11 protein-coding genes are annotated in these 16,796 nt (G+C 72.8%); 2 read left to right on the forward strand and 9 right to left on the reverse strand.

What is annotated here, in order from left to right:
• Positions 1-22: 22 nt before the first annotated feature.
• Complete coding sequence (locus EV372_RS04745) at positions 23-763, forward strand: GntR family transcriptional regulator (RefSeq protein ID WP_013154702.1); 741 nt, start codon at positions 23-25, stop codon at positions 761-763.
• Between the two features lie 135 nt (positions 764-898).
• Here the strand turns inward: EV372_RS04745 and EV372_RS04750 are convergent, their stop codons facing one another.
• The 4 genes from EV372_RS04750 to EV372_RS04765 all read right to left on the reverse strand — a co-directional run bounded on the left by EV372_RS04750 (position 899) and on the right by EV372_RS04765 (position 5,511).
• Positions 899-2,233, reverse strand: a complete 1,335-nt coding sequence (locus EV372_RS04750; protein ID WP_081461757.1) for an HD-GYP domain-containing protein — start codon at positions 2,231-2,233, stop codon at positions 899-901.
• Positions 2,233-3,642, reverse strand: coding sequence for an HD-GYP domain-containing protein (locus EV372_RS04755; RefSeq protein ID WP_130395012.1), 1,410 nt, complete (start codon positions 3,640-3,642; stop codon positions 2,233-2,235). Before EV372_RS04755 ends, EV372_RS04750 begins: the two co-directional genes overlap by 1 nt.
• An 844-nt stretch (positions 3,643-4,486) precedes the next feature.
• Positions 4,487-4,798 (reverse strand): mycothiol system anti-sigma-R factor, encoded by a 312-nt coding sequence (gene rsrA, locus EV372_RS04760; RefSeq protein WP_019608066.1) that lies wholly within the window; start codon positions 4,796-4,798, stop codon positions 4,487-4,489.
• Entirely contained in the window at positions 4,795-5,511 is a 717-nt protein-coding gene (locus tag EV372_RS04765; RefSeq protein WP_049800385.1) for a sigma-70 family RNA polymerase sigma factor, read from the reverse strand. Before EV372_RS04765 ends, rsrA begins: the two co-directional genes overlap by 4 nt.
• 311 nt (positions 5,512-5,822) lie before the next feature.
• Between EV372_RS04765 and EV372_RS04770 the strand changes: the two genes are divergently transcribed.
• Positions 5,823-6,644 (forward strand): methyltransferase domain-containing protein, encoded by an 822-nt coding sequence (locus EV372_RS04770; RefSeq protein WP_130395013.1) that lies wholly within the window; start codon positions 5,823-5,825, stop codon positions 6,642-6,644.
• A gap of 54 nt (positions 6,645-6,698) precedes the next feature.
• Here the strand turns inward: EV372_RS04770 and thiC are convergent, their stop codons facing one another.
• The 5 genes from thiC to EV372_RS04795 form a co-directional block, all read right to left on the reverse strand.
• Positions 6,699-8,372: a phosphomethylpyrimidine synthase ThiC gene (thiC, locus tag EV372_RS04775; protein ID WP_275101096.1), complete on the reverse strand. Its 1,674-nt coding sequence runs from the start codon at positions 8,370-8,372 to the stop codon at positions 6,699-6,701.
• Positions 8,373-8,661: 289 nt separating this feature from the next.
• Positions 8,662-9,513, reverse strand: coding sequence for an SOS response-associated peptidase (locus tag EV372_RS04780; protein ID WP_130395014.1), 852 nt, complete (start codon positions 9,511-9,513; stop codon positions 8,662-8,664).
• Between the two features lie 116 nt (positions 9,514-9,629).
• Positions 9,630-10,667: a cell envelope lipid trafficking protein PgfA gene (gene pgfA, locus EV372_RS04785; RefSeq protein ID WP_130395015.1), complete on the reverse strand. Its 1,038-nt coding sequence runs from the start codon at positions 10,665-10,667 to the stop codon at positions 9,630-9,632.
• Positions 10,664-15,265, reverse strand: a complete 4,602-nt coding sequence (locus EV372_RS04790) for an alpha-(1->3)-arabinofuranosyltransferase (protein ID WP_130395016.1) — start codon at positions 15,263-15,265, stop codon at positions 10,664-10,666. The genes pgfA and EV372_RS04790 overlap by 4 nt, the downstream gene beginning before the upstream one ends.
• Positions 15,262-16,761, reverse strand: a complete 1,500-nt coding sequence (locus EV372_RS04795) for a glycosyltransferase family 4 protein (RefSeq protein ID WP_130395017.1) — start codon at positions 16,759-16,761, stop codon at positions 15,262-15,264. The genes EV372_RS04790 and EV372_RS04795 overlap by 4 nt, the downstream gene beginning before the upstream one ends.
• Positions 16,762-16,796: the final 35 nt, after the last annotated feature.

A 16,796-nucleotide genomic window follows, 5' to 3' on the forward strand; every position in this document is an offset into this window, starting at 1 on the left:
CGGGACTCGGCGAAGGAGACTGATGACTGGTCAGCGCACACTGGACGGCAACCCCCGGGTGCCGAAGTACTACCAGGTGAAGAAGCAGCTCCTGGAACTGATCGAGGCGATGCCCGCGGGCAACCCGGTCCCCCCGGAGCGCGCCCTGGCGACCCAGTTCGGCACCTCGCGGACCACCGTGCGCCAGGCGCTCACCGAGATGGTGGTCGAGGGCCGTCTGCTGCGCATCCAGGGCAAGGGCACCTTCGTGGCCAAGCCGAAGGTGGCACAGGTCCTGCAACTGACCAGCTACACCCAGGAGATGCGCGCGCACGGTCTGCACCCCGCCACGCGCATCCTGGACGTGAGCTACATCAACGCCGACGACCAGCTCGCCGAGCTGCTGGCCATCCGCTCCGGCGGGCGCGTGCTGCGCATCGAGCGGCTGCGGTTGGCCAACGGCGAGCCGATGGCCGTGGAGACGGCCCACCTGGCCGCGCGGCGCTTTCCGGGACTGCGTCGGCAGCTGGACCGCTACGCGTCGCTCTACGAGGCTCTGGCGAGCGCCTACGACGTCTCCCTGGCCGAGGCGGAGGCCTCGATCGAGACCGTCCTGGCCACGCCCAACGAGGCGCGGCTGCTGGGCGTGGACGTGGGCCTGCCGCTGGTGCTGCACTGCCAGCACAGCTTCGACGGCGACGGGCACCCGGTGGAGTGGGTGCGCTCGCTCTACCGGGGCGACCGGTACAAGTTCGTCACACGCCTGCGCCCGCCCCGGGACTGACCCCCGTGCGGGCGGCGCCGGAGCAGGGCGGTCGGCGCGCCCGCGCCCGCCCCGGGGCCGTCCGGCCGTGACACGGCCCGCGCCCGGCCGCCGCCGGGGCCGAGCCGGTGCTCCCCGCCGGACGGACCCCGCGGGTCAGAGCCGGGAGAGCACCGTGGCCAGCGCGTCCACCACGCGGGGGTCGTACTCGCTGTCGGTGTCCATGCGCAGGCGCTCCAGGACCGCCGTGCGGCGCTCGGCGTCGCCGTTGTCGCCCACGAGGTCGTCGAAGGCGTTGGCCACCTTGATGATCCGGCTGCCCAGCGGCGGGACCCCCTCGTCGCCGTCCCCGGCGAGGGGCTCGCACTGGCGGCGGACGGTCTCGGCCACGTTGTCCAGGACGCCGGTCTCCCGGATGATCGCCGAACCCAGCTCGGCGATGCGCCGCTGCTCCCTGGGCGAGGCGAGCACGGTGGCGCCTCCCGCGATGGGCTCGCGCAGGGACAGCTGGCCGATGTCGTGCATCAGGGCGGCGTACTCCAGCTCCAGCAGCTCGGCCTCCGCCAGACCCAGCTCGCAGGCGATCCCGTGCGCCAGCTGGCTGACCCGGCGCGAGTGCCCGTTCTCCACGTAGCCGCCCACCTCGGTGACCCGCGACAGCGCCCGGACCGTCTCCAGGTAGGTGCGGCGCACCTCCGCGTGGCGGCGGAAGGCCACCTGCGACACCAGCAGCGGGGCGATGAACACCAGCAGCCCGCCCAGGCCGGTCACCGTGCAGGCCAGCGCGATCAGCACGCCGCTGGAGCCGATCGCGGCACCGGTGGCGAACTGGGCGCGCAGCTCGTCGCGGACCGCGACGGAGGGGCTGGTGCGCAGGCGCTCGGCCCGCAGCACCGCCGCCAGCAGGGAGTCCGCCGCCCAGACGAGCATGACCAGCGCCGCCATCAGCAGCGTGGCCGTCACCGACGGGCCCGACAGGTGGAGCTGGTCGGCCAGCGGCCGGAAGGCGATCGCCAGCGCCGCCGCGACGAGCACCCTGCGGGCCACGTCCTCCACCCGGGGGCTGCGGCCCACGGCGATGTGCGGCAGCTCGCCCAGCGCCACCCCCAGGGCGACCACCGCCACCACCTGCCAGGCGGAGTGGTGCAGCGGCCCGGAGCCCAGCGACAGCAGGAACGCATAGCTGATCGCGCCGGCCGAGGCGATGGGGGCCACCTCCCGGTGGCCCGGCAGAGTGATCCTCGCCAGCTCACCGGCCGCGACGACCAGGCAGAACGCCAGCGCCACGTGGGGTTCCACGACCCCGGTCGAGGCCGTCCACACCAGCGCGGCCAGGGCGCCCGAGCCCACGGAGCCGACCAGCGCCGCGCGCACCGGCCGGGAGGTCCGCCAGACCGGCCCGCGCGGGCGCTGGTGGTTGAGGGCTCCGCCCTCGGGACCGCTGAGCACGGGTCCGGACGACCGGGCCCCGTCCGACTGTCTCTGCGTCATCATCGTTCACGCCCGCCCGTCACTGCCTCGGCGGAGGCCGCGGCGTCCGCGGAGGCGGCCTCGTCGGCCACCGCCCCTGCGGAGGACGGCTCCCCGGCGGCGCTCTCCTCGGCGGACGCGTCGGCGGGCACCTCCTCCGGTCCCCCGGCCCGGCCGGACTCCTCCACGGAGCGTTCGGCCGCCTCCGACCCGTAGCAGCCGCCCGGAGGCTCGGCGATGTCGGGTGTCTCCCAGCCCTCGCGTTCGACGGCGCGCACGAGCGCCTCGACCATCCTGGGGTCGAACTGGGTCCCGGCGCAGGCCCGCAGCTCGGCGACGGCGTCCTCCACCGACCACGCCCTGCGGTAGGAGCGCGTGGAGGTGAGGCAGTCGAAGACGTCGGCGACGCTGATGATGCGCGCGGACTCGGGGATCTCCATCCCGACCAGGCCCATGGGGTACCCGCGCCCGTCCAGGCGCTCGTGGTGGTGCCGGATCCCGGCCAGCGCCTCGTCCAGGAAGCTGATCTCCCGCACGATCTCGTAGCCGCGCGTGGGGTGCAGCTTGATGGCCGCGTACTCGTCGTCGGTGAGCTTGCCGGTCTTCTGCAGCACCTTGGTGGGCACTCCGAGCTTGCCGATGTCGTGCAGCATCCCGGCGTAGCGGATCTTCTGCACCCGGTCGGCGGGCATGCCCAGTTCGCGGGCGATCATGGCGGCGCCCTCGGCCACGCGCATGCAGTGGCCCCGGGTGTAGTAGTCCTTGGTCTCCACCGCCTGGCACAGGGTGGCCAGGGTGGCCTCGTGCGCGCGCGCCTCGTCCAGCTGCTGGGCGAAGGTCCAGCGCGCGATGAACAGCGGGAGCAGCACCAGCAGCGGTGCGATGAGGCCGACCCCGCCCCAGACCGCGGCGATGGCCAGGCCGAGCATCTGGTAGCCCATGGAGGACAGCTCGACCCCCACCAGCGGACGCCAGTCGAACCGGCCCCGCGAGCCGCCGGGGCGCACGACGCCCAGGGTCCACATCAGGACGGCCACGAGCGCCGAGTTGACCAGGGAGTGGGTCAGGACGGCGGCGACGTAGGGGAGGACGATGGCCGGGAAGTCCTCCCGGCCGGGTTCTCCCACCGTTCCGCCGAGCAGAAGGTAGACGTGTCCGGCCGCGTAGGCCGCCAGTGCGAACTGTGCTCCGTTGAACGCCCTCTTGACGAGGTTCTGCCTGCGGATGGCGAAGCAGGAGGCGAAACCGACCACCGCCGCCCCGACCGGTCCGACCAGGACGACGGCGGCCAGGGAGACCGCCGAACTCGGCGAGATCCCCGCCTTGACGCCCGTCAGGACCGCCGTACTGATCGACTCCGCGACCACGAAGAGAATCGCGATCAGGACCAGTGTGTGCAGATCCAGGCCCGAGTAGGGACCGATGAGCATGATGGTGACAGCACTGACAACGATGATTCCGACGTAGACACGCGCGCCCCCAGGAAGAGCCCGCACCCCCGTTCACCCCCCGCCGATGACGACCGGACTGTCATGGTTTCACCGGTTCTGTTCTACCACCAGGACCATCCACTGAAGGCGGTTACCACCCAAAGAACACCCATCACCGCGTGGAGCATGCCGACGAACACCGTTGTCCCCTCTCCCCCGACGCGCGCGCACCGCCGTTATCCCCGGGCACGCCGCGTAAATTACCCCATTCGTTGGATATGGCGTCCAGTTTAACGGGCAACGACAGCGCCCCGATTACCCCCAACCCGAACTACCGTCACCACAACCCCTCCCACTGGCACCAAGTTCCGGAATATGGAATTACGAATTCAATTAGCAGTGCGCTTCGATTACCCTGCGTAACCACGCCCTTGGGCACGGGAGCGTGTGAAGATCCACCGCCTGGGCGCTTGCCCTGCCGTCCACCGACCAGAGCCACCAGGTACGACTACCCCAGGTAACCAGACGGAACGAACCCCGGAGCCGGACAGAAAAAACATTCCGAGTGGGTCACGACCAGGAACGGCCCGGGCGTGCCGGGCGTGTCGGGGAAGGAGCCGGGAACACGACCGGGAAGCACCTGACCAAAAACCCGACAGGCACGGGGAATGCGGCATGACATTCCCACAAAAGTGCATAAAAGCCACACATCACTTCAGAGACTGCCAATAACGGAACAGGGCACAAAATCCAACAAAAAGGTGGCGGAAGCTGGAATTCCAGCTTCCGCCACCAGGTGTGCCAGGTTTCGTCCGATACCGGGCCCGGTCGTGCCCGGCCTCCCTCAGGAGGGCGCGGTGCCCGGGCTTTCCAGGCGCGCCTCCCGGGCCAACTGCTCCGTGCGCGCCCGGGCCAGGCGGTTGAGCACCTTGTCCCTCAGGTCCATGGGCACCGGATCACAGCCGCAGTGCTTGGCCACGAGCTTCTTCACCGCCTCCTCGAGCCCGTACTCGTCGAGGCAGGGCCCGCACCCGTCCAGGTGCTCGCGCACCTGTTCGTAGTTGCCCTCCTCCAGCTCACCGTCGATGTAGGTGTAGAGCTTGGCGAGCACCTCGCTGCACGGGGTGTCGCTGTGTTCGCCGTGGCCGCCGCTCATTGCCGGTCTCCTCGATCCGAGACGTCCTGTCCCCGTCCGCGCGGGGACGTCCCCGAGGCCACCGCGCCGGCCTCGGCCGCCGCCCTCGCCGGCAGGAACCCCCGCTCCACCGCGTACTCCTCCAGCATCGACCTGAGCTGGCGGCGCCCGCGGTGCAGCCGGGACATGACCGTCCCGATGGGCGTCCCCATGATCTCGGCGACCTCCTTGTACGCGAAGCCCTCGACGTCGGCGAGGTACACCGCGATCCGGAAGTCCTCGGGCAGCTCCTGGAGCGCCCGTTTGACGTCGGTGTCGGGGAGGTGTTCGAGCGCCTCGGCCTCAGCCGACTTCAGGCCCGCCGCGGTGTGCGACGCGGCCTGCGCCAGCTGCCAGTCCTCGACGTCCTCGGTCCCCGCCTGCTTCGGTTCGCGCTGCTTCTTGCGGTAGGAGTTGATGAAGGTGTTGGTGAGGATGCGGTAGAGCCACGCCTTGAGGTTCGTTCCCTGCCTGAACTGGTGGAACGAACCGAACGCCTTGGCGAAGGTCTCCTGTACGAGATCCTCCGCGTCGGCGGGGTTACGGGTCATCCGCAGCGCCGCGGAGTAGAGCTGGTCGAGGAAGGGAAGCACGTCCCTCTCGAAGCGCTCTTCCCGTTCCTCGGCTGTCTCCTGCTCCTGGCCCTGTTCCAAGCCCGTCGGCCTCCTCGCGCTGGTCCCGGTTGGGGCGTCCATACCCCAACGATACGGTCCCATGGCACGGACCCGCGCATCGGCGCCGCGTGGCGCCGACACCGTCTCCTCGCGCTCCAGGCACGTCCCGGCTGTCGGCATGGTCTGTCGGCCCTCCCCCGCATACTCGCGTGTGGCGCGCCCGGACGCTGCTGCTCCGGGCGCGGTGTAGGGGAGAACAACGCTTCGCCCGAGCTGATTCCGCGCCGCGGAGGGACGAAGGTCCCTCCTTCGGCGAACTTTGTCGTTTACCTCCGTCACCGGAGGTGAGGCATGGCAGAGTGCGGGTAGGACACCTGGAGGATGGGAGAGGAGTGCACGTGCGACCGTCCCCGACCCCGGCCTCCGACCGCCCCCGTCCCACGGCGGCCCAGTTCGCCACCCCCGACCGCCTGTCGGACTACTGGCGGTTCTACTGGGCGGTCGCCGAGGCGCAGGTCGCCCGGTGGCTCCCCGACACCCCCTCCCTGCTGCTCGACCTCTCCGGCGCGGACTACCAGGGCGCCCCGCGCGCCGTGGCCGCCGGACACGACGTGGTCACCCTGCTGCCGTCGGTGGACGTGGCGGTGCGCCGCCCGCTGACCCTGGTGAACGGGCGCGCGGTGGTGCCCCGGCCCGCCCGGCGCGGACGGCTGCGCCACGTGGTGGGCGACTCCGCCTTCCTGCGCAGCTTCGCCCCGGGCTCCTTCGACGGGGTCATCGCCGACAACCGGGTGCTGTCCCGGCACCTGGCCACCGAGGAGGCGCTGGCCCAGGTCAGCCGGGTGCTGCGCCCGGGGGGCCGCGCCCTGCTGTGCGTGGACTCGGTGGTACTGGGCATGGCCATGCTGGCCGAGCAGGACCGCTGGCCCGAGCTGAGCCACGCGCCCGACGCGGACGTGCTCCTGGTGCCCTGGCCGGACGGCTCCATCACACGGTGCTTCACGGCCGAGCAGCTCACCGAGGCGGTCGCCGAGGCCGGTCTGGAGTTGGAGTGGGTCAAGCCCCGCACGGTGCTGTCCGCCTCCACGGTGGAGATGATGCTGGCGCGCGACCCGAGGTCGATGGGACGCCTGGTGGAGATGGAACTGCGCGCCACCGAGTCCGACGACTACGTGGGCGTGCACCTGGTGGCGAGCGCGCGCAAGCCCGGTTAGGGCGGGGACGCCGCCGCGCCCCCGCCCCGTCGCTCACTGGTGCTCCGCGGCCTCCTAGTCCGCCAGGGGCAGGTAGACCCGCTTACCCTGCTCGGCGAACTCCGCGGACTTGTCGGCCATGCCCTTCTCGATGGCGGCCACCGTCTCCAGCCCGTGCTCCTCGGCGTACCTGCGCACGTCCTGCGTGATCTTCATGGAGCAGAACTTCGGCCCGCACATGGAGCAGAAGTGCGCGGTCTTGGCGGGTTCGGCGGGCAGGGTCTGGTCGTGGAAGGACTGCGCGGTCTCGGGGTCCAGGGCCAGGTGGAACTGGTCCTGCCAGCGGAACTCGAACCGCGCCTTGGACAGCTCGTCGTCCCACTCCTGCGCCCGGGGGTGCCCCTTGGCCAGGTCGGCGGCGTGCGCGGCGAGCTTGTAGGTGATCACGCCGGTCTTGACGTCGTCCCGGTCGGGCAGCCCCAGGTGCTCCTTGGGGGTGACGTAGCACAGCATCGCCGTACCGAGCCAGCCGATCTGGGCGGCGCCGATCGCGGAGGTGATGTGGTCGTAGCCGGGCGCGACGTCGGTGGCCAGGGGGCCGAGCGTGTAGAACGGCGCCTCGCCGCACAGCTCCTCCTCCAGGCGCACGTTCTCCGCGATCTTGTGCATCGGCACGTGCCCGGGCCCCTCGATCATCACCTGCACGTCGTGCGCGCGGGCGATGTGGGTGAGTTCGCCCAGGGTGCGCAGTTCGGCGAACTGGGCCTCGTCGTTGGCGTCGGCGATCGACCCCGGCCGCAGCCCGTCGCCGAGGGAGAAGGTGACGTCGTACTCCCGGAGGATCTCGCACAGCTCCTCGTAGTGGGTGTACAGGAAGCTCTCCCGGTGGTGGGCCAGGCACCAGGCCGCCATGATGGAGCCGCCGCGCGAGACGATGCCGGTGACCCGGCGGGCGGTGAGCGGCACGTAGCGCAGCAGCACGCCCGCGTGGACGGTCATGTAGTCCACGCCCTGCTCGCACTGCTCGATGACGGTGTCGCGGTAGACCTCCCAGCTCAGCGCCGCCGGGTCGCCGTTGACCTTCTCCAGGGCCTGGTAGATGGGTACGGTCCCGATCGGGACGGGCGAGTTGCGCAGGATGCGCTCGCGGGTCTCGTGGATGCGCTTGCCGGTGGACAGGTCCATGACGGTGTCGGCCCCCCAGCGGGTGGCCCACACCATCTTCTCCACCTCCTCGGGAACGGAGGAGGTGACGGCGGAGTTGCCGATGTTGGCGTTGATCTTGACCAGGAAGTTCTTGCCGATGATCATCGGCTCGGACTCGGGGTGGCACCGGTTGGCGGGGATGACCGCCCGGCCCACGGCCACCTCCTGGCGGACGAACTCGGGGTCCACGCCCTCCCGGGCGGCCACGAACCGCATCTCGGGGGTGATGGTCCCGGCCTTGGCGTGGGCCAGCTGGGTGGTCGCGCCGCCGGGCTGGGCGGGGGCGTGGGCCCACTCCCCGCGGGTGGGGGCCAGGCCCCGGTGGACGTCGATGTGCGCGGTGTCGTCGGTGTACGGACCCGAGGTGTCGTACAGGTCGAAGTGGCTGCCGTTGCTGAGTTCCACCCGGCGCTGCGGGACGCGGAGGGTGTGCCCCTCGGGGGTGGCGACCTCCCGGTAGACCTTGCGTGATCCCATGATGGGACCGGTGGTCACCCGGTGGTCGGGGGTGGAACGGACGTCGCGGCCGTCGAGAGCCGTCATGGCATGCCTCCCTACGTCGGAATTACCCGAACAGGTTCTGCGGTCGGCGACACCGTTGAGTCGCCCTCTCAGCCCGCCATGGCGCGAGCTCCCGCGTTGCGTATGAAGATGTGGGGACGCCTGGGGCGCCCCGGGCACGCGGGACCGGGGCGTGCCCGGTCCGTGTGGCCCCGGACACTCTATCCGTCGGCCGCGCGGGGCTGTCCACCGTCCCGGGGATAGAAAAGTGTCTCCCGCACGCCACCCCCGACGGCGCGGTCGGCTCGGGGCCGTGCCGCGCTCCCCCGGGTCAGAAGAGCGTCTGCGGCTCGTCTCCCCCGGTGTCGGAGAGCGGTTCGAGCAGGTCGGGGCGGTTGTTCTTGATGCTGTTGACGTCGGTGGAGACCTCGTCCACCTCGAAGCGGTCGGCGGGGGTCTCCCGGAGCAGGTGGGCCAGCTCGTCGGCCCCGGTCGCCGGGTCCAGCCAGGCCGCCCAGTCCTCGGGGGGCACGACGACGGGCATGCGCTCGTGGATGTGGGCGAGTTCGGGGGCGGCCTCGGTGGTGACGACGGCGCAGCTCCACACCCACGCGGCGGGGTCGTCCTCGGCCGCCTCCGGGTCGCGCCAGCGCTCGAAGATCCCCGCCAGGGCCAGGGGCCGGTCGTCGGGGTAGTGGATGGAGTAGGGCTTCTTGTCCGCCTTGGCCTTGCGCTTCTTGTGGTGGGGGTCGGTGACCGGCGAGGTGCTGGCCTGCACGGTCCCGTCCCTGCCGATCAGCTGCCACTCGTAGTAGGCGTCGGCGGGCAGCAGGCAGCGGCGGCGCCGGAAGGCCGTGCGGAAGGCGGGCTTGTCGGCGATGGTCTCGCTGCGGGCGTTGATCATCCGGTAGCCGATGTTGCGGTCCTTGGCCCAGGAGGGCACCAGGCCCCAGCGCAGGGTGTGCAGGGAGCGGGGTCCCGGCTCGCCCCGGTCCTCGCCCTGCGGGGGCGGTCCGAGCACCGCGTACACGGGCCTGCCGGGCGAGATGTTGTAGTCAGGGTCCAGCTCCTCCAGCGGCGGCCACGCCCGGGGATCGGTCTCCTCGGGAAGGGCCTGCTCGGGCAGGCCGAAGGCGAGCTGCAACTGGTGCACGTTCCTGGACTGGGCATAACGACCGCACATGGGTGTGATCCTACGGTCGAAACGGCTCGTTCTCTCCCGGAACACCCGTATCCGCCGGTGTTTCCCGTCCCGGGGCGCCGGGCGCGGCTCGAACGGCCCGCCGGTTCCGCCGGGCCTCAGCCCGACGCCGGCGCGGCGGGCTCCCCCTCCGCGCGTTCGGGCCCCCGCCCCGCTCCCCCGTCCGCGTCCCGGCCCCGCCGGGCCCGGACCAGGCCGACCAGCACGACCAGACCGCCGAGCGGGGCCAGCGTCCACGGCGCCCACGAGGAGAGGGCGCGCAGCAGCACCGAGCGCACGCGGGCCTGCTCGGCCTGGGCCGCGACCTGCTGCTCGGCCAGGACCAGCTGCGCGTACAGCAGGGGCGCCTCGCCGCTGTCGTTCTGCGGACGCAGGGTCTCCGCGCGGGTCTCGTGGGCGTTGACCACGATCCCGCTGACCGGTTCCACCCAGAACGTCCGGCTGACCTCCAGCCAGCGGGTGGCGGTGACCGTGCCCGTGGCCCCGGGGCGGAACAGGGAGGCGGGCACCGGGCGGGCCGAGTCGGGCACCTGGGTGGACTCGATCCACTGGCTGTACCGGCGCACCGGTACCCCCGCCACCTCCTCCCACTCCTGGAACTCCAGCATCGGCGCGGAGCGCACCTCGGCGTCGTAGAAGGGGTACTCGCCCTCCCCGTCCCCGGGCGGCCAGAAGTACACCAGCCCCGCCTGCCGCACCGCCCGGTCGCCGTCGACGTGCTCACCGCAGCAGTTGACCGCCCGGCCGGTCTCCCGGTCGACGATGACGCGGCGGCTCCAGTGGTCGATCATCCGGTCGGGCACGGAGGTGTCCACGGACATCTCCCACGCCGACCAGTCGCCGCCGTGCGCGGAGGCGTCCACCCGGGTGACCCGGCTGAGCTCGGCCGACTCCACCCACGACCACGTGGAGGTGTCCAGGTAACCGGCGTCCTCGTCCAGCATGCGGATGTCGAACTCGGCCTCGGCGGGCAGCGGGGCCATCCGCTCGTACACGTAGAGCGGGAGCAGGGCGGCCAGGGTGAGCAGGAAGGCGCCCACGGCCACCAGCAGGGTGCCGCGGGGCAGGGAGCGCCCCGGTCGGCGCTCGGGGCCGACCTGGCTGGAGGCGGCCTCCCCGACGCCGAGCGCGCTCATGTCCGGGCCTCCTCGGGGTCGTTCTCCCACCGGTCGTCGTCCGAGGGCCCCCCGTTGTGGGAAGCACCGTCGGCCTCATCACTCACAGGAGTCGCCGACCTCTCGGTGACACCGTTGGTCCCACTGGCCTCGGCACCATCAGACCCGTATCTCTCGGGAGCCGCGTGGACCCCAGCGGCACCGTTAGCCCCGACAACGACGGCACCACCGGCCATATCGGCCGCATCGACCGCACCGCCGGACGGAGCGGACCCGTTCGCCCCGCCGCCACCGGCGTTCGCGGCGGCCCCCCGGGCTCGGACCGACGGCGGATCGGCGTCGGCGTCCTCGCCGTCGCCCGGCTGGCCCAGGGCCAGCACGAGCCGGGCCAGCGCGGGCAGGCACAGCAGCTGGGAGACCCAGCCGCGCAGCGCTCCCCCGAACACCTCGGTCACCTCGTGGAAGGGCATGTACAGCGCCAGATAGGTGCCCGCGCCCATGGCCAGCCCGGCCAGCGCCAACGACACCGCCACCGGCCAGGGCCCCGCCAGAAGCGGCAGCGTCCGCCCGCCCATGGAGGGCCGCCCCGGCTTGGCGTGCCGCAGCCTCCGGGGCGCCCGGCGCCCCAGCCACCACATGCACGCCAGGATCACCGCGACCAGGGCGGCACCGACCGCACCGGCCACCCACACCCCGTAGGCCAGGCCCAGCGGCAGCACGACCCGCCGCCCCAGCCATCCGGGCCCGGCGTCGGGCAGGGCGCGGGCGCCCCGCGGGGCCGCGTCCCCGGCCGCCGCTCCCCCGGGCAGCAGGCGCCTGGGCCACAGGGCGGCGACCACCAGCACCGCGGCCAGCGCGGCGCCCACGGCCAGGGCCCGGTGGTAGGCGGTGTCGGGCGCGTAGGTCAGGGTGACGGTGCCCGCGCTGCCCGCGGGCAGCACCCAGGCCTGCTTCCAGCCCTCCAGCCGGATAGGCTCCAGGGCGGCGTCCGCCCCCTCCAGGCGGGCCCGCCAGCCCTCGTTGAAGTTCTCGTTGACCACCAGCAGGCTGTCCTCGGCGACGTCCACGTCGAAGCGGCGCTCGCCCGGACCCCAGGCGTGCACCTGCTCCACCTCGGCCATGGTGACCTCGGGGCGGTCCGAGACGGGGTCGGCGGACTCCACCAGCGCCGAGCGCACCTCGTAGCGGTTGCCCGGATCGACCACGATCCGGTTCTCGCCCCCGGCCAGGTCCAGGTCGGTGCAGCTCTCGTAGCGCAGCGGACGGCCGGTGAGCTGGTCGGCGAGGCTGCCCCGGCTGATCCGCGTCTCCACCCGCTGGTCGTTGACCCGCAGCGTGGGGCCCAGGCCGCACGCGGTGGAGGCGTCGCCCTCGGGCAGCGGCTCCACCGGCTCCACCCCGGGCAGGGTGACCGTGCCGATCTCCAGGGCCTGCCCCTCGGGGCGTTCGAAGGTCACCCGCAGCGACTCCGCGGTGAACTCGGCGAAGTCCACCCGGCCGCTGCCGTCCAGCCACCCCTCGCGCACGGTGCCGCCTCCCTCCACGGTCACCCGGATCGGCCGCAGCACGCTGTCGGCGCGCGGGAACTCCACCTCCAGGTGCCCGATCTCGGTGGGCGCGCCCAGCTCGATGTCGAGCCAGGGGTTCTTCTCCTCCGGGTCCGGATACCAGACCGTGCTCTCGTCGTCGTCCAGCGCGCCCCGGCCCATCGCGGCGGGGTGCTGCACGGCCGTGGAGGAGGCCGTCACGTGCGGGTGGGGGCTGGCCCGGTTGGCGGCGTTCTCCGCCTCCCGGGGGTCGGTGAGCACGACCTCGCCCGAGACCGTGTGCGGGGCGGAGGCCGACTCCGCCGACAGCTCGAACGTGCGGTCCAGGCGGCGCGCGTCCTCGCCCCGCACCTGGAGGTCGGGGTTGCACACCCACACGTGCGAGCCCTCCATGCAGCCGGGCGCGGTACCGGTGGAGCCGGTGAACAGCAGGGTCCCGGCGTCGGCGGGGCCGGGGACCCGCAGCGTGCGGGCCGGTTCCAGGCCGGGCACGGAGATCGAGGCGACACCCACCCGGGTGCCGAACCGGTACTCCGGCTCCCAGGCCAGCTCGTCCACGCGCACGCGCAGTGTGGTGGTCGCGCCGGGCGGGGCCGTCAGCTCCTGGGGCTCCTCAGTCTCGGCGACGGGCACCCGCGCCTCGCCGCCGTCGGTGACGAGGGTGACCCGGGAGGGCGGCGGCTCGCCGGGCAGGTGCTCGAAGGCGACGCTGAGCCCGGTCAGGTCCTGGGGCTCCTCGAACTCGACCTCGATCCACTCCCCCAGGGCGCCGGTGAAGGCGCTGGACCGCCAGGAGGTGGTGAGGTCGTCGTCGAGCGCGGCGTGCGGAGCGTGCCCCGGGTCGCGGTCGGCGGCGCGCGCCCCCGCCCCGCTCTCGGTGGAGGAGGCGCGCACCGAGGCGATCCCGACGTCCTCGGCGTGGGCGACGTGGTCCTCCCACGCCGGGTCGAGGACGTCGGGGGCGGGGACGTCGCGTTCGAGCTCCTGGTCCTCGGTGAGGGTGGCCGACACGTTGCGGCGCACGTCGGAGTAGACCACCTCGCGGCGGCGGGCGGTGTCGGTGACGATCGTGTCCTGGGCGGCGACCTCCCCGGCTCCGGGGTCGTCCCCGAGCAGGATCGGGCGGTCGTCGTCGACCACCCCCTGTTCGGCCAGGTGGAGCACGGACTCGGGGCCGCCGGTGACCCGCAGCGCCCCGTCGGCGGGCACGGTGCCGACGGTGGGCGCGGCGTCCTCCACCTCGTAGACGCTCAGCGCCCGGTAGGGCTGGTCGAACCACTGGGAGGCGGACTGGTGGTCCAGCGAGCCGATGACCGGGCCGAACTCGGCGGCCCGGGTGATGCCCGGCGAGTCGGCCAGGGCCTGGTGGACGCGGGCGGGCCAGCCGCCGTTGTTGCCGGTGCGCTGGAGGTCGTTGCGCACGAGGAGGTGGGTGACGCCCATGCGCGCGAAGGTGTCGGCGAGCCCGGCGGAGCCGCGTCCCGAGGAGACGCGCTGGTCGATCTCGTGGGTGACGCGGGAGACGCCCGCCGAGCCCCACGGGATGATCTGGTGGTTGGTCCAGGGCCCCTCGAACAGCGGTTGCAGGGGTTCGTCCATGGGGCGGCCCCACTCGTACTCGCCGCGCGCCGAACCGGGCAGGGCCATGGTCATGCCGCGCTCGTCGGCGCGCGCCTCCAGCCAGTCGGTGGCCTCGTACCAGTAGTCGGGGATCTGCGCGAAGCCGCCCGCGGGGGCGATCCCGACGGTTCCGACGGGCACGAGGGTGCCCGCGAGGACGGCGGCGGTGGCGCCCGCGACGGTGCGGCGCACGCGTCCGGGCACGGGCGTGCCCCTGCGGTCGGCCAGGTCCCGGGCCACCACCACGGGCAGGTGGGCCAGGCCCAGCACCAGGGGCAGGCGCACGAGCGCGTCGAACTTGTGCACGTTGCGGAACGGGGAGAGGAGGCCGTCGAACAGCTCGCGCATGGTCCCCGCGAAGGGGCCCGTGAGGTCGCCGGTGAAGCCCGCGACGATGACCGCGGTGCCGGTGAGGAGGCTGGCGATGAGGAAGAGCCGTTCGGGGGTGCGCCGGTTGACCAGCCCGGCCAGGCCCAGCCCCGCCACCAGCGCGGTGACCGCGATCAGCCAGGGGGTGGTGGACAGCTCCGCCCCCGAGGGCAGCGCGGTGTTGCCCTGGTCGGGCAGGAAGCCCATCCAGTTGGAGGTGCCGCGCAGCGCGTTGAGCAGCGAGGTGACGCCGGTGGTGACGGCGGCGTCCTCGGTGTAGGGCATGAACGAGAACACGTACCGCGCCATGAGGAGCAGCGGCGCGACGTACCAGAACGAGGCCAGGACCAGCGCGACCGTCCACCAGGCCATCAGGCGCCACTTGCGCGGACCGTTCGCCCGGGTGAGCAGGTAGAGCCCCGGCACGACCAGGACGGCCAGTTCGGAGGCGGCGTTGGTGCCGCCGCACAGCAGGAAGGCCAGCCCCGACAGCAGGGCCATGCGGGCGGGCGAGCGGCCGTGCCGGGCCCCGAGCACGAGCGGCAGCAGGATCCACGGCATGAGCAGCATGGGCTGCAACTCGGCGGAGTTGTACGACAGCAGCGTCAGCACGCGGGGGGCCAGCGCGTAGGCGACCCCGGCCAGGATGCGGGTGTTGACGGTGCCGATGCCCAGCGCCCCGGCGACCTTGTACACGCCGGTGAACGCGGCGACGAGCAGGACGGCCATCCACAGGCGCTGGATGAGCCAGTCGGGCATGCCGAGCAGGTCGAACAGCAGGTGGAAGGGGCCGTTGGGGAAGAAGTACCCGTAGGCCTGGTTCTGGATCTGGCCGAAGTAGGAGGCGTCCCACAGGTGCAGGGCGCGCTCCATGAACCCCAGGGGGTCGGCCGTCAGGTCGAGCTTGGTGTCGCTGACGATCCTGCCGGGGTCGATGCTGGCGGCCAGCGCTCCCAGGAGCAGGCACACCGTGAGGACCTTCAGCCGGGCCAGGAGGCGGGGATCGGCGCCGCCGGGGCCGGTGGAAGGTGGTGTGCGGGAATCCTCCGGTTCGCGCCTGGCGGTGGATTCCGTCGGTGTCACGTCTTCGCTTTCCTGCCTGCTGCCGGGTTCCGGGCGGCGGGGGCGCCCGGGTCGTCGGAGGTGAGGGGGTCGGGGACGGGGACGCCCGGTGTGGGGGCGGTGCCGGGAGCGGGGACGGGGGCGTCGGTGGCGGGGGTGTCCGGTTCCGCGGCGCCGGGCAGGCCCAGCTCCCTCGCGACGAGCCGGGTCATCCGCGCGCCGCTGGCCTCCCACGTGAACCGGGACGCCCACGCGCGGCAGGCGCGGCGGACGGCTTCGGCCCGGCGGGGGTCGGACAGCTCCTCCAGGGCGCGCGCGACCACGTCGGCGAGTTCCTCGCCCTCGCGCACGAGCCACCCGGTCTCACCGTCGCGGACCGAGTCGCGGAGTCCGTCCACATCGTAGGCCACGGTGGGCACGCCGAGACGGGCCGCCTCGATGACGGTCAGGCCCCAGCCCTCGAACTCGGATGCGGTGACGTGGAGGTGGCACGAGGCCAGGACGCTGTTCTTGTCCTCCTCGGGCAGGAAGCCGTGCAGGCGGACGCGGTCGCCCGTGCCGTCGCGCGCGACCTGCTCCGCCAGGGGTTCGCCCTCGGGGCCGCGGCCGATGATGTGCACCTTCAGGTCGGGGTGCTCCTCGCGCAGCGCGCGGGCGAGGTCGACCACCCGCGAGACCCGCTTCTGGACGACCAGGCGGCCCAGGCTGACCACGGCCGGGCGGCCCATGTCGGCGGGGGCGGGCGCGTCGTCGAGGGGCTTCTGGGGCCCGGGGAGTCCGCCGTTGTGGATGATCTCGATCGGCGCGCGCCAGCCCAGCTTCTCGCGCATGGCCCGGCGGGAGGACTCCGAGACGGTGACGGTGGTGCAGCGGCGGTAGACGCGCGAGGCCACGGCCGACTCCAGCATGCGGCCCAACCAGGCGACGGGCGCCGGGAAGTAGGCGTTGAACTGGAGGTCGTGGACGTGGTGGACGACGCTGACCACCCGCGTGCTGCGGCGCAGGACGAGGCGGCACAGGAAGGGGACGCCGTTCATGCAGTCGAAGGCGAGCTGGTACTCGCGGCGCCACAGGGCCAGCCACGCCATGACGCGCGGGTAGACGGTGAACCTGCCGCCCATGCGGCGGATGACGATCCCGTCCCTGGTCTCCACGCGCGCTTGGTCGGGCTCGCGGCTGGTGAGGAAGGTGACGATGGCCCCGCGTTCGGCCAGGTGGCGGCTGATCCGCCAGGAGTACTCCTCGGCTCCCCCCGCGGTGGACTGCCAGGGGTCGCGCCAGTTGACCATGACCAGGCGGACCCCGTCCAGGCGCGGCCCGAGGTCGGTGGGGACGTCCGGGGCGGCGGAGGTGCCCGTGCCGAACGGGGCGCCAGGGACGGCGGGGACGTCCGGGCCGACGGGTGCGCCCGTGCCGGTCGGGACCTGGACGGGGACGACGGCGGCCGGGGCCTCGGTGACCGCGGGCAGGCCCGGTTCCGCCTCCTGGCGGATCCGGTGGACCTTCTGGAAGACCACACGCTCTCCTTCCGCGCGGTGTCCGGCCGGACCGC

Source organism: Nocardiopsis sp. CNZ308 (genome assembly GCF_004217075.1).

Excerpts from the sequence above, each read along its gene's own strand:
- EV372_RS04745 (WP_013154702.1), top strand. The coding sequence starts at position 23 with ATGACTGGTCAGCGCACACTGGACGGCAACCCCCGGGTGCCGAAGTAC.
- EV372_RS04750 (WP_081461757.1), bottom strand. The coding sequence starts at position 2,233 with ATGACGCAGAGACAGTCGGACGGGGCCCGGTCGTCCGGACCCGTGCTC.
- EV372_RS04755 (WP_130395012.1), bottom strand. The coding sequence starts at position 3,642 with ATGCTCATCGGTCCCTACTCGGGCCTGGATCTGCACACACTGGTCCTG.
- rsrA (WP_019608066.1), bottom strand. The coding sequence starts at position 4,798 with ATGAGCGGCGGCCACGGCGAACACAGCGACACCCCGTGCAGCGAGGTG.
- EV372_RS04765 (WP_049800385.1), bottom strand. The coding sequence starts at position 5,511 with ATGGACGCCCCAACCGGGACCAGCGCGAGGAGGCCGACGGGCTTGGAA.
- thiC (WP_275101096.1), bottom strand. The coding sequence starts at position 8,372 with ATGACGGCTCTCGACGGCCGCGACGTCCGTTCCACCCCCGACCACCGG.
- EV372_RS04780 (WP_130395014.1), bottom strand. The coding sequence starts at position 9,513 with ATGTGCGGTCGTTATGCCCAGTCCAGGAACGTGCACCAGTTGCAGCTC.
- pgfA (WP_130395015.1), bottom strand. The coding sequence starts at position 10,667 with ATGAGCGCGCTCGGCGTCGGGGAGGCCGCCTCCAGCCAGGTCGGCCCC.